7 protein-coding genes are annotated in these 13789 nt (G+C 42.2%); 2 read left to right on the plus strand and 5 right to left on the minus strand.

Annotated elements, in window-relative coordinates; translation table 11 throughout:
- Positions 1 to 161: 161 nt before the first annotated feature.
- On the minus strand, positions 162 to 569 hold the full coding sequence (locus B4Q04_RS21280; protein ID WP_088698031.1) for a helix-turn-helix domain-containing protein: 408 nt from the start codon (positions 567 to 569) through the stop codon (positions 162 to 164).
- 335 nt (positions 570 to 904) lie between these two features.
- Here B4Q04_RS21280 and B4Q04_RS21285 point away from each other — a divergent pair, with 335 nt between their 5' ends.
- A complete protein-coding gene (locus tag B4Q04_RS21285) occupies positions 905 to 2773 on the plus strand; it encodes a sulfatase-like hydrolase/transferase (RefSeq protein WP_088698032.1) in 1869 nt (622 codons plus the stop codon).
- Positions 2774 to 3008: 235 nt separating this feature from the next.
- Positions 3009 to 4853 (plus strand): arylsulfatase, encoded by a 1845-nt coding sequence (locus tag B4Q04_RS21290; protein WP_088698033.1) that lies wholly within the window; start codon positions 3009 to 3011, stop codon positions 4851 to 4853.
- A 193-nt stretch (positions 4854 to 5046) separates the two neighbouring features.
- Here B4Q04_RS21290 and B4Q04_RS21295 read toward each other — a convergent pair whose 3' ends face one another.
- The 4 genes from B4Q04_RS21295 to B4Q04_RS21310 all read right to left on the minus strand — a co-directional run bounded on the left by B4Q04_RS21295 (position 5047) and on the right by B4Q04_RS21310 (position 13639).
- Entirely contained in the window at positions 5047 to 6753 is a 1707-nt protein-coding gene (locus tag B4Q04_RS21295) for a RagB/SusD family nutrient uptake outer membrane protein (protein ID WP_088698034.1), read from the minus strand.
- Between the two features lie 73 nt (positions 6754 to 6826).
- On the minus strand, positions 6827 to 10030 hold the full coding sequence (locus B4Q04_RS21300) for a SusC/RagA family TonB-linked outer membrane protein (RefSeq protein WP_236631073.1): 3204 nt from the start codon (positions 10028 to 10030) through the stop codon (positions 6827 to 6829).
- Between the two features lie 525 nt (positions 10031 to 10555).
- On the minus strand, positions 10556 to 10963 hold the full coding sequence (locus B4Q04_RS21305; protein ID WP_013994911.1) for a two-component system response regulator: 408 nt from the start codon (positions 10961 to 10963) through the stop codon (positions 10556 to 10558).
- Between the two features lie 9 nt (positions 10964 to 10972).
- Positions 10973 to 13639 carry a PAS domain S-box protein gene (locus B4Q04_RS21310; protein ID WP_088698035.1) on the minus strand — a complete coding sequence of 889 codons (2667 nt, stop codon included), beginning with the start codon at positions 13637 to 13639 and terminating at the stop codon, positions 10973 to 10975.
- Between the last annotated feature and the right edge of the window lie 150 nt (positions 13640 to 13789).

The raw sequence follows: 13789 nt of genomic DNA on the forward strand, positions 1-13789 counted from the left end.
CCGAAATATGCGCTCTTGGACCCTATATCCCTATTTATGAAAATCCAACCTTCTTTCAGGCCGATATCCATTGTACCACAAATTGCTTAAATTTATTCAAAATCAAAGGTGGTTTTGAGACAGACTGCCGTCTTTGTATACTACATGATAAAGGCTCTAGGTCAAAGCAAGGCTTCCTTCGTAGCTTTGTCTTCTTGGCGCCGTGAGGCCTGATATTCCTTTGGAAGTTCCCTGTATACCTTTTTAAAACATTTGGTAAAATACGAGGCCGTATTGAATCCTGACATGTATAGGATTTCCTTAACGGTCAGGTCAGTGGTCTCCAATAACTGTTTCGCCCTTTTAAGCCTGAATCTTCTAATAAATTCCCCGGTCGATAGTCCGGTATATTCCTTGAACTTATTGTAAACGGCACTTCGGCTCATAGAAAGTGCGCTAGTGAGCGATTCTGCATTGAACTCGGCGTCCATTATGTTCATTTCGAGCAGTTCAATAACACGGTTTAAAAATTCTTGGTCGGGTGATGTAACCATTATTTCACTTGGCGACAGCATAACTTCACGTTGCATATAGTTTCTCAATTCCCATCGTGACGAATAATTTAATCGAACCCATATATTTCGCCTGCTTTTATCCTTAAAAAATCAAAAGTGTTATGGTTTTAAACATATGTTTCGATCCCTAGGGTCAAAAACGATGCGTTGGGACGAACCAATGAATTAAAAGGAGAGAGGAAGCTATCGGCTGTTTAGGCCAAAACAACGCTACGATTTCTATACAAAAGACATTTGTTCTACAATTAAGAGTGATAGTTTTATGGAATTTGAAAGATTAATGACATTTTTGGGGAAGGACCTAAAGCGCGTCATTTTTAAATTCGATTTTTATTCCAAATATAAAAACTATGAAGTTACACCTTGTTTTTCCTGTACTTGCCTTACTACTTAATCTGTGCTGTAAGGAAGAGGAAAAAGTCGACCAAAAACCACCGAATATTGTCTGGATCGTTTCGGAGGATAATTCAAAACACTATTTGAAGTTGTTTGATGAAAACGGAATAGAGACGCCTAATATCGAAGCCCTGTCAGAACATGGCATACAATTCGATCGTGCGTTTTCGAATGCTCCCGTTTGCAGTGTGGCACGGTCTACGATTATATCGGGTTGCTACGCGCCTAGAATCGGGGCACAGTTTCATAGGCGTTCGAAATTGGTGCCCATGCCCGATAGTTTACGAATGTTTCCGGCCTATCTCCGTGATGCAGGCTATTACACGGCCAATAACAGCAAGGAAGATTACAACCTTGTAAAAAGTGATGATGCTTGGGACGAATCGTCTGGGAAGGCCACATGGAAAAAACGCAAGGGGAACCAGCCCTTTTTTTATGTACATAATATAGGAACTACCCATGAATCGCGGGTACACTTTCCTGAAAGCGATATGGAAAATGTGCCGACCATCGCCCAAGGGGAAAAATATAAGGTGCAACCGAATCATCCCGATACTGAGCTTTTCCATTATACGAACGCCCGTTATCGCGATAAAATCAAGGAAATGGACGGCCAATTGGGAGAAGTGGTCAAGGCTCTTGAAGCAGATGGCCTTTTGGAAAATACCTTCATTTTCTACTACGGAGACCATGGCGGGGTATTGCCGGGCAGTAAAGGCTACCTCTATGAAACCGGACTACACGTGCCTATGGTAGTTCGTATTCCTGAAAACTATAAAGATTGGGTCGACTTAAAAATAGGAAGTAAAACCGATCGCTTCGTAAGCTTTATCGATTTGGCACCAACGGTACTGAACTTGGCCGGCGTTCAAATACCCGAACAAATAGACGGCAAGCCGATTTTGGGAAATGGGGTAGACGCAAAAGAACTAGATCAAGAAAATGTCACCTACGGATATGCCGATCGGTTCGATGAAAAGTACGATATGGTGCGCTCCGTGCGTATGGGCAAATACAAATACATAAGAAACTACCAGCCCTTTAATTTTGACGGATTGATGAATGAGTATCGTTACAAACAAGCAGCTTATGGCGAATGGGAAAAAATGTACGAAGAAGGAAGGTTAAACGAGCAACAGTCCGCCTTTTTCAAATCGCGGGCCCCAGAAATGCTCTACGATGTAGAAAGCGATCCCTATGAAACCGTCAATTTGGCCGGTGACCCTAAATTCGAAGCCAAGGTTCAAGAAATGCGCGGTCTACTGAACGACTGGGTCGAAGGTATGCCCGACCTGTCGTTTTATCCTGAATTTTACTTGATAGAAAATGCCTTTGATGCGCCCGTAGAATTTGGAAGGACACATCAGAAGGAAATTCAAGATTATATAGCAACGGCCAACCTAATGTTGGAAGAAGCTGCAGCTGTACAAGCACAATTAAAAGACTTGCTGCAATCTTCGGATCCATGGCAACGGTATTGGGCATTGATCGTCTGTAGTAGTTTCGGTGACGGCGTAAAGGCCCTTGCCCCTGACATTAAAGAAATAGCGAAAAATGACGGGCAAGCGGTCAATAGGGTAAGGGCTGCGGAATTTCTGGGAATGACCAAGACCGGTGATCCCGTTCCTATTATGCTAGAGGCACTTTATTCGGCCCAATACGAGACCGAAGCCCTATTGATCTTAAATTCCATTGTGCTTTTGGGGTCACATGACTACGGATATAATTTCCCGATTGACGAGCGTAAGATTTCCCCTGATTTCAGGAAAAAGAAATCGGAGGTCGTCCGTCGATTGGAATTTTTAAAAACCTCAAAAAAATAGTTTAGGGGATATCATTTTTTCGTCTCAATGAGCTAGTTGCCTTCTTTAATACTTAATAAGTGGTTTTCTACCTGTGTACCGACGTTTGTTTTTTGGTTGGAGTCCCAATTATTTTGGAGTAGAAAGGAAAGGAATCGTTTTATAGGCACGAGCACTACAATATCATACCTATACAAAGTTGCTTGAGCAAGAGGCCAAAAAGAAGAAAAATAAGAACATTCATAAAAAATAATAAATGGGAATACTAAGTAAAGTATTGTACGCATGGGCCTTAGGTTCTAGCCTTTTGGGTACGATGGCAATGGCACAAACAGATAAAAAGCCAAATGTGATCATAATTTTGACCGATGATCAAGGCTATGGGGATATTGCGGCCCATGGCAACAAGGTTATCAAAACGCCAACAATGGACAAGCTACACGATGAGGGCGTCCGTTTCACGAATTTTCATAGTGGAACGACCTGCGCGCCTAGCCGGTCGGGTTTGTTAACGGGAGTGGACGGTAACCGTGCGGGAGTATGGCATACCATTGGCGGCGCCAGTTTGCTTCGTGAAAAGTTTGTATTGATGCCCCAGGTCTTTGAGGAAAACGGATATGCTACCGGAATGTACGGAAAATGGCATTTGGGCGATGCCTATCCGTACCGCCCCGAAGATAGAGGGTTTCAAGAAACCGTAGTACACGGAGGAGGAGGTGTAGGCCAAACCCCCGATTATTGGCAGAACAATTATTTTGATGACACGTATTGGCGAAACGGGGTTCCCGAAAAGTTTGAAGGCTATTGCACCGATATCTTTTTCTCGGAGGCAATGGATTTTATGGAAAGAAAAAAGGACCATCCTTTTTTCCTCTATATCTCATTGAACGCCCCTCACGGCCCATTGAACGTACCCCAGAAGTATTACGATATGTACAAGGGCGAAAAAACCATCAACGATGACCAAAAGGCCTATTATGGTATGATCACAAATATTGACGACAATATTGCCCTTCTAGATAAAAAACTGGAGGCTTTAGGTTTGAAAGACAATACCATTTTGATTTTTATGACGGATAACGGTACCCAGACGGGACATAAAGTGGTTAAAGGAAAAGTTCAAGGTTATAACGCGGGTATGCGCGGACATAAGGGTTCACAATACGAAGGCGGACATCGTGTCCCTTTCTTTATGCGTTGGAAAGACGGCAAGCTAACAGGGGGGCGCTCGATCGATCAACTGACCATGAATTTTGATGTACTTCCTACCTTGATCGACCTATGTGATTTGGGAAAAGTTCCAAATCTAGGTTATGATGGAAAAAGCTTGGCGCCCTTGTTGAACAAGGAAGTGGAGAAGCTTCCGCACCGCTATTGCGTAGTAGACAACAATCGTTTACAGCAACCTGTAAAATGGAGGATGAGTGCTGTTATGGATGACGATTGGAGACTTATAGATGGCAAAGAACTATATCATATTAGGAAAGATCCCGGACAAGAAAAAGACATCGCTTCAAAACATCCTGAAAAGGTAAGGGAGATGCGTGAAGCCTATGAAAAGTGGTGGGACTATACGTCGCGTGATTTTTCGCGTTACGAGGCCTATAAAGTTGGTGTGCCCTCAATTGAAGAAACCACGATTACCGTTCATGACCTGCATAGCTCGGATCTCATAGCGTGGAACCAATCGTATATCCGAGATCCCGAATCTGGCAAAAAACCGGCCTTTGCCGATGGGTTTTATATGATAGATGTACAACAGGACGGATATTATGAAATTGAGTTGCGTAGATGGCCCAAGGAATCGAACCTGGCATTCAATGCTACGCCACCACAGTTCGGACAGGCGGAAAAATGGTATAAGGTTTTGCCCCAAGGTGTTTCGTATCCGCTAAAAAGTGCGAGTTTAGATATTGATGCACTGCATCTGGATAGTCCCGTTGACATGAAGTCAACTAACGTAACCTTTAAGGCGTATTTGGTGAAAGGCCGTAAACGTTTAAAAACGAGTTTTATTAGGGAAGACGGTGTTCGTTTTGGAGCGTTTTATGTCTATTTGAGAAAGGTGGGGGCCTTATCCGACCAAAAGGAAACCAAATAGGGACGAGATTGTATTAGGGAATTGTAGTATTTGAAAACGGGGAGCCAATCTACAATAGGAGGTTCCCTGTTTTTATGTTCGGGGTTTTCGGATTCTTGTGCTTTAGGCAAAAAAAAGCCAGGGAACCCTAAAGCTCCCTGGCGACAAACTAACTCAACAAACAACTCAATATGTATCTTTGAAACTCGGCATGTTAATATCCCGTGTTTTGAACCATTGAAGGCGCTTTTTCTATTTCTGACTGTGGTATAGGAAGGTAATATTGTCTTTCGAACCATGGTCGCTCAACAACTGTGTACTCTTCGTTGGTCAAGGTGCCGTCTGGGGCCTTCCTCCATTTTAGGCCCTTAACATCAAAACCAAGGTGATCTTCGTTCATCCATCGTCTTTCGTCAAAGAAATTGTGTCCTTCAAAAGCAAGTTCTATTCGTCTTTCCCGCTTAATGGCTTCAAGTAGTTCTGGCCCAGAGGCGGTAATTGCCGGTTGAAGTCCCCTTGTGGAAACCTTGCTTACGAACTCACGGGCAATTCCTTCTTGACCTAAGTGGTATTGGGCTTCTGCATAGTTCAAATAGATTTCGGCCAAGCGATATAATATGTATGGGCGATTAGGGGATACATCCGTAAGGCCAACGCTTTCGTCTTGAAACTTTCTGATGTTATATCCTGTTTTTGATGAATGTCCGGTGTTTCCAAGGCCTTCGGGCGAATCCAATCCGTGGGGGGTAGCTTCACTTGGGTTATCCGCTAAGGCATAGTCTACAGGTCGTCCCCTAAATTCGGAACCTTGATAGAACAGGTCGGCATAAAAGCGCATCTCACGGTTCTCGTTTGGGTTGGCGGGGTCGTATGCCCCATCCGCGGTGCTGCTTCCGTCGGCCATATTGAACAAGAGCGCAAAATTATGGGTAGGGGAAGACATTGCCCAACCGCCGTACCCGCTAGGGGCTTGGGTTTGGTTCCATAATGAATTGGCATCGGTGCCAAAATCATAATAAATAGCGCTATAAGCACGGGCGAACAAGATATCTTGATTAGGGGATAAAAATAAATCTTGGTATCCTTTGGCATCGTCTACGGCAATAAGATCACGAGCACCTACTAAGTCAATGATTTCCTTGGCCGCATCGGCCGCATCTTGCCATTTGCTGGCCTTGGGATAATCGTATAATGGACCACTAGGTTCCGTTTCCGGATCGTGCAGTTTACTTGCCGCATACAGTAGGGTACGTGATTTAACGGCCAAGGCCGATAATTTCGTGGCACGGCCGAACTCACTGTCCGGACGCGATTCGGGAAGGATGGCCGCAGCTTCATCAAGTTCTTTGACAATAAAATCAACACATTCTTGATAACTGTTTCTTACTAAGGCAAAATCGTCATCGAGACCTAAGGCATTTTCTAAAATAGGAACACCTCCATAAAATTTAATAAGCTTACTGTAAATATTAGCTCTTAAAAATTTCATTTCGGCCTTAAGAACAGCCACTTTATCTGGGTCGGTCTTCATGGCCTCACTGTCGTCGATCTTATCTAAAAATTCATTGGCCAACCGAACGTAGTCCCAATAAGTACCCCATTTTTCGGCAAGGACACCCACATTGCTTGGAGACCATCCGGCTCTTAACCTAAGTTGATCTAGGTCGTTAAAGTTGAATTTGGCCTCAAAGGATCCTACTTCAATATTGAACCTTATTGACCACCATTGGGCCTTGTTCAGACCCCAGCTTTCGGTGCTGTTGTAAACGGGGTATACCAGTCTTTCGACCTGGTCGACCTCGCTATAGATAATATCTTCGGTAAAAGCATCGGAAGCTTCGGTGTCTAATACATCTTCACAACCTACAGTTGCGAAAATGGCTATTAACACCCAGAATTGCTTTATGTTAATGTATTTCATTTCTATTTAAATTTTGTTGTTATCGTTCGTTAACACTTCAAGTTTGTTAAACTTGACTATGCTTCATTACAGGTTAAAAACTTAGGTTAAGACCTAAAGTATAGGTCTGTAACGATGGGTAGGTACTTTCCCTAAAGTCATAGTATCCATTGGCTTCTGGATCTAATCCTAAGTCGGCTACATCAGAGAACAAGGTCAACATATTGTATCCGCGTACAAAAAGTTTTAGGTCGCCTAGTTTTATGTCGTCTTTATGAAAAGTATAGCCTAGTTCCAGTTGTTTTAGCCTAACAAAGGAGGCGTCGTGCAACCATAAATCGGCTCCTTCAAAATTGGCGGAATTACCACTTTGGTTTCCGCTGAACTTATCTCCTGTGGAATAGGCCCTAGGATATCGGGCGTTGCGGTTTTCAGGGGTCCATCTTTGGTCGAAAAGAAAATCGGGACGCGCTCCGGGACGTTCAAAGAAAATCAACATTTCGGCTTCAGCCTGTCCTTGAAATAGGAAGCTGAAATCAAAATCTTTATAATTGAACCCACCAAAGAAGCCGAACTGTATTTCGGGAACATTTGAAGAATAGGCACGAACACGGTCGTTTGCATTTATTTCACCATTTCCATCAGTATCTAAATAGATCGGTTCACCTTCTGTAGTACCATCTATTTTAACCTCTGTAGCATCAACTTGTGCTTGGTCTCTAAATATTCCTGCAGTAGGGTAGGTGACGTAGGAGTCCAATGAATGGCCTTCCCTTTTTCTCCACTCAGGAACATCGGCTGCTTCAGCCATGTATACCACCTCGTTTTTTGCTTGTGTAAAATTGGCCCCAAGGTTATAACCGAAGTTTTCCCCTATTTTATCGTTCCATGCCAATTCTACTTCCCAGCCAAAGTTATCTACTTTTCCGATGTTTTCTGCAGGTAAGGTAATACCGGCAGCATCTGGTATGGCTGCGGCACGGGTCACCAAAATATCTTCACGGTTTTGGTAGAAGTAATTGACGTCACCCGACAGTTTGTTATCGAATAAGGAGAAGTTGAGTCCAATGTTTTTCATGTATGCGGTTTCCCAAGTAATGTCCTCATTGGGTACGTTGGCACTGGTATAGCCATTGTAGCTAACCCCTGGGGTGCCGAATACAGTATAGTTCGGTTGTGCACTGTTGGTAGGCCCGCCGTAGTTGTAACGGGTCAAATATTGATAGGGGGCAATTTGGTCGTTACCCATTTTTGCCCATGAGGCTCTAATTTTTAAAGCGCTGAGCCAATCTACGTTTTCTAGAAATGATTCTTGGTGAAGGGCCCATGAGGCGGCTACACCAGGGAAGGTGCCGAACCTTTTTCCGGGTCCGAAGTTGCCTGAACCGTCGTGACGTATGGTGAGGTCTATAAAATATTTCTTTTTGAAGTCATACGAAAACGAGCCAAAGTAGTTCAGACGGGCCCATTCTTGGGACTCGCCATAAGACTGTTGGCCTTCGTCGCTTCCGGCAAAAAGTTCACTGTGTTCCGAAGTCGGAAAACCTTTTCTCTCGGCCCAAAAGGAACGTTGATTAGAAGTAGCTTGCTCAATACCTACAAAACTGCTAATGGAATGATTGTCACCTAAAGTCTTTGAGTAGTGAAGCGTGGAATTCAAGAGCAATTCATCAAACTTCCAAAAGCTCTCACGTAATGTTCTTTGGCTACCTTCGGCTTGGGCGAAACCTTGTGTAGGAACGTATTCGTTGTTACTTTCTTGATAGGTATAAACCGTCCAAGGGGTGTACCAATCTTTGATATCATTGTTCATTCTTCTAACACCGGCAAAACCTTTTAAACTTAATCCGGGTATGGTGTTATCTAGGTTCCAGTCATAAGAAAATCTACCACGCAATTCGTTATCGGTCTGTTTTGTAAAACCGGATTGGTTGGTGGCCATTACATAAGGGTTGGCACCATTTTCACCTCCCCAACCAGGTAATCCGTTAGGGTAAACACCTACTTCCGTAGGTTGGTTGGTATTGATACGACTATAAATTTCGCTAACTCCTACACCAGGTTGGTTTCTATCGCCAAATCTACCGGAAAGGTCTACTCCTATCTTAAAGTTGTCCGTAAGGTTGATATCAATATTTGAACGAACCTGTTTTTGCTTGAAATTAAGGTCACCGGACTTGTACATACCGGTTTGACTGATAAAATCGCCACTTACAAAATACTTTACGTTGTCGCTACCTCCAGAAATGGAAACCGAATTACGGGATTCAGGTGAAGACTTGGCAAAAGTAAGTGCGGCCCAATCTGTATTAGGGAAATTGATAGGGTCTGAGCCTGAAGCGTATTTTTGGATTTGCTCCGATGTATACGGAAGCGGTGTTCCGTTTCGTTCTGCAATTTCATTGTTATAAATGGCGTACTGCTCAGAGGACATCAGGTTTGGTGAAACCGAAAATTTTGATACGTTATAAGAAGAACTCAACGTAATTTTAGGTTTTCCGGATTTACCTCTTTTGGTAGTAATTAAAATAACACCGTTGGCAGCTCTAGCACCATAAATGGCGGCGGCACCATCTTTTAATACCGTTAAGGATTCTATATCCTGTGGGGCTAAATGAGAAAAAGTACTTGCGGTTATACCATCAATTAGAATTAATGGTGAATTGTTTCCCAATGTAGATTTACCTCGTATAAGAAGTGTAAGGTCGTCACCATTGGTTGAGCCGGGTAAACCACCTCTATCGGCTATTATGAGCCCTGGTACGGTACCGGCCAGTGACTTGGCCAAATCTTTATTACCGGCCTTTGCTATTTGTTCGGAGCTAACGGTACTTACAGAGCCCGTAAGCTCGCCTTTTTTTCGGGTGGTATACCCCAAAACCACTACCTCATCGAGCTTGGCGGCGTCTTCTTGCAGGGTGACATTGATTTCAGACTGATTGCCTACTTGTACCTCTTTTGTAGAATAACCGATATATGAAAATACCAGCACCGTCTGATCGTCGTCAACTTCAATACTGTAATTTCCATCAAAATCGGTTGAAGTTCCATTACTGCTACCTTTAACAAGAATGGTTACACCAGCCAATGGGCCCATGGCATCCGAAACGGTACCGGTTACGGTTCGTTGGATTGGATTGGTGGTGTGGTCATTTTCCAATGACGGCTCCGTACTACCGGAAATCGCGTGTGATTGGATTGGAATCGTTACTGTTAAGATCATTACGAACTTAAGAACGATTAATCTCTTGATGGAGTTGCTTGGGCAGCCCGCATCAGTAAACCATTTGATTTTCATAAATTTGAATTAGTTAGAGTTAAACATGCCCCAGGATCAATGGGGTAATACTTTACATCATGCTTGGCATGAAATTCTAAAGGGGAATGTTGGTGCATTCTCCTTTTTTGGTCGGTTACATCTTGTGTTTTTTCACTTAGGGTTCAATATTTTAATGCGTTAGGTCGAAATATGAATTTGATAATATGCAATTGAATTTTACAAAAGAAGCATAAAAAAAGAGGGGAGTATTTGCGAAATTTAACTAGCGGTAACACTATTTTACCATTTTTTAGGTTTAATGGCGGTAATAGTGTTAAAAATTCAGTTTATGAAGGGCGAAGGAAGCCTCAACCGCAAGGTGGGCTTTTTTGAAGGGAAGTATTTCTTCGTGCTTACAGGTTGAATTGAAAAGGGTACTCCTATAAACAAAGAAAGCTAACCAGAAAGGCTTGGTGACTTTCTGGTTAACTTTATTATAAGTTTTATAAAACGATATTGTCTGAATACAGTCCCGAATAGACTAATAGCTTAATAGGCTTAAGACTAGCTGGCTTTCAGCTGGGTAAATACGAGTTCGAGCTGTTCGGTTTTTATGGGTTTTACAAAATAGTCGCAAATTTCATTTGCCCTTTTTGCCCTGTCGATATCAATGGGATCCAAAGAAGAAGAAATCATATAGATGCTTATTTTCTTTTTGAGTTGATACCTGATCTTATCGAATTCCTTTAAAAACTGAAATCCGTCCATAACCGGCATATCGATGTCGAGAAAAATAACATCGGGTAATTCGGTGTCGCTATCAAGGTGGTCGGTTATATAATTGAGGGCCTCTTCTCCATCCTCAAAGTCCATGGTACTTGCGTCTAAACGCATATTTTCCATTTTTTTTACAACAGTATATCGATAGATATAATCGTCATCGATGATACAGATTTTCGGGGTTTTACTCATGTGTTATGCTCAATTAAAATTTATTGTGAACGTAGTTCCGACGTTGACTTGACTGCTAGCGGTAATAGTTCCCCCCATAGCCTCTACCTGCGATTTGGTCAAGAATAGTCCCACACCTTTGGCTTCAGGATGCCTATGGAATACTTTGTTCAGTCCGAACAGTTTATTGCCGTGCTTTTCGAGGTCAATACCCAGGCCGTTGTCTTTGAACTGCAGCATTATTTTACCATCTACCATCATTGATTTTATCTCTAATTCAAGTATACGTTCTTCGCTTCTGTATTTTATGGCATTGCTTATTAAATTCAAGAATATGCTTTTTATATATATGGTATGGTAACGTATGGTCTGACATTCCGAAAAATCAGCGGTAATTCGGGCTCCCGATTTTAATATTTCACCGGCTAAAATTTCTTCGGTTCGGTGAAGCACCTGTTTAAACTTAATTTCGGCAATATCGTCTTCATTATGTTCACTTTTGATTTTTAACGTTTCAACTAGAGTATTTAGTGTTGAGGTAAGGTGATTTATTACCGTTTCGAATTTGTCGAATAAACTTTCACGAAGGGTTTTGCTATCGGTAGTTTTGTAAATGTCTAGTAATGAGTTCAGATTGCTTACCGGGGCACGAAGGTTATGTGAGGTGATATGGGTGAAGTCGGCCAGTTGTTGGTTTTTGTCCGTTAATGTTTTGGCGAGTATTTCAAGGTTTTCCTTTGCTTTAAGAATTTTTCTTTGTGCTGCCTTTTGTTTGGTAATATCACGAACGGCCAATGAAACCAAGGTGCCTTCCTCGGTTTGTAATGGGGCCATATTTATTTGAACCGGTATTTTTTGACCTGTTTTTCGAATGCCGAAAAGCGGTTCGGTTATACCCAATTGCTTCACTTTTGAACCGTTGAAGAATGAACTTATATTTTTCTTGCTGATAGGTAAGACCTCTTGGGGTATGATTTTGGAAACGGGCTGGTTCAACAATTCTTCTGAGGTAAACTGAAATAGGTGTTCGGTTTGCTTGTTGGTGAGTTGGATATAACCAGAGCTGTTAATGATGACCATGGCATCTGGCGCCGATTCTAAAAGTCCCTTAAATTTCTTTTCGGCCATTTTGAGTTCGGTGACATCTTGGGCCGTACCGATCAGTTCTACAACTTCACCTTTCTTATCGAGAATTACCTCGCCAATATTATTTATGATCTTTATATTGCCCTTAGCCGAAATGATACGATGTGTATAGCTTTGAAATACTTTGCTTTTTAGACTTTCTTTATTATGCATAATTATCACCTCACGGTCATCGGGGTGTATATAGCTCAGAAAATCTTCGAATGTAAGCATAGTAGTGCTATTATCGATTTCAAGTATTCGCAAAAGGTTTTTTGAGTGAAAGGTCTCATTGGTATACGGGCGATAACGCCAATGACTTATTTTTGTAAGTTGTTCGGCATAATTCAAACGCTCGTTTTTAATGACCAGTCTGCGTTCTATTTCCTTTAATCTTGATATGTCCGTAGCCACTACGGTAAAACCGATATTTATTCCTTCTTCGTTTCTTAGGTTGGATACCGTGGCCTGAACGGGTACACTTGTACCATCTTTTCGGATATAGTTCCATTCCCTTGTATCACTGAGGTCTTCATAGGTGATATCGGAATGGTGGTTAAAATTTACGGGCGATTTGCCGATCAGGGTGGCTACATCATACTTGAACTTTTTTACTTCTTCTAAAGGCAGGAAATCGGCAGGTGTTTTTTTTCCGATCATTTCTTCGGCCGAATAGCCTAAAAGCTTTTCGGCCCCTTTGTTAAAATGGTCGATAAAGCCCGATTCGCTCGTAGAGAAAATTACGTTGTGGTTCGAATTGAAAATAGATCTCAACTGGGCATGGGCCTTATTCAGTTCCAATTTTGAAAATGTAACATCACTGATATCTTGAACAAGACCGACCACATTTTTTAAATTGCCATCTACGATTTCGGGTTTTCCGATGACACGGACCCATCGGCGATTGCCCTTGGCGGTAATAAGTTCAAAGTTAAGGTCAAATGGCTTCCCATTTTCGATGACATCTTGAATGAGGCTTTTGATTTTGGGCCGGCTGTACTTTTCTTCAAAGAAATTTACGGCTTCCTCAAGGTTAGGGGAGTAGTCTTCGGCAACCTCATGTATTTCACGGGTTATTTTACTCCAGTATACTTTGTTATCGGTTAAATCGATTTCCCAAGTGCCCAATCGGGCCACTTCCTTTGTTTGGGCGAAAATATCCTCCGTCCGTTCTTTTTTGAGTTCATTTTCCTTGTGTGGGGTAATGTCTATGGTATTGATAAAAAGCCCCCCGATCTCTCCTTCAGAAATGAACCAGGGGAAAATCTCCCAATGGAGCCATTTTACCACCCCGTTTTTATCCATAAAACCGGCCTCATCGGTCGTGTTTATCGCCTCGGTAAGACATTGTTGGTGGATTTCTTTTGAGCTTTCACTTATTTTAGGGAATAAGTCATAGTAGCTACGCCCCACTATTTCTACCCCTTGTAGTTTATATTCTTTTATCCAACGCTGTGATGCGGCAATACAATGCATATTCTTATCGAGCATTACAATAGTAGTGGGCGCCTGTTCGATGAATATTTTATGGTATGGTATTTTTGATTCCGCTTTTTCGGTCGATTTCTCCAAGTTGGTTGGGTTTATAAGAATATACCTTCAAGATAGTTATAATTTACTGATGAGGGCTTTGGCTTTTTGTTTTTTTGTCTGTAAATGATGAAAATGGTCCAAAAGTGCCCTAAAGGCATGTAAATATTCCATAAATCCTTTGATTTTAAG

This window comes from Zobellia sp. OII3 (genome assembly GCF_002211465.1).
Taxonomy (GTDB): domain Bacteria; phylum Bacteroidota; class Bacteroidia; order Flavobacteriales; family Flavobacteriaceae; genus Zobellia; species Zobellia galactanivorans.

Bases quoted from the DNA above. Each gene is read 5' to 3' on its own strand.
- B4Q04_RS21295 (WP_088698034.1), bottom strand. From the start codon at position 6,753: ATGAAATACATTAACATAAAGCAATTCTGGGTGTTAATAGCCATTTTC.
- B4Q04_RS21290 (WP_088698033.1), top strand. From the start codon at position 3,009: ATGGGAATACTAAGTAAAGTATTGTACGCATGGGCCTTAGGTTCTAGC.
- B4Q04_RS21300 (WP_236631073.1), bottom strand. From the start codon at position 10,030: ATGAAAATCAAATGGTTTACTGATGCGGGCTGCCCAAGCAACTCCATC.
- B4Q04_RS21285 (WP_088698032.1), top strand. From the start codon at position 905: ATGAAGTTACACCTTGTTTTTCCTGTACTTGCCTTACTACTTAATCTG.
- B4Q04_RS21305 (WP_013994911.1), bottom strand. From the start codon at position 10,963: ATGAGTAAAACCCCGAAAATCTGTATCATCGATGACGATTATATCTAT.
- B4Q04_RS21280 (WP_088698031.1), bottom strand. From the start codon at position 569: ATGCAACGTGAAGTTATGCTGTCGCCAAGTGAAATAATGGTTACATCA.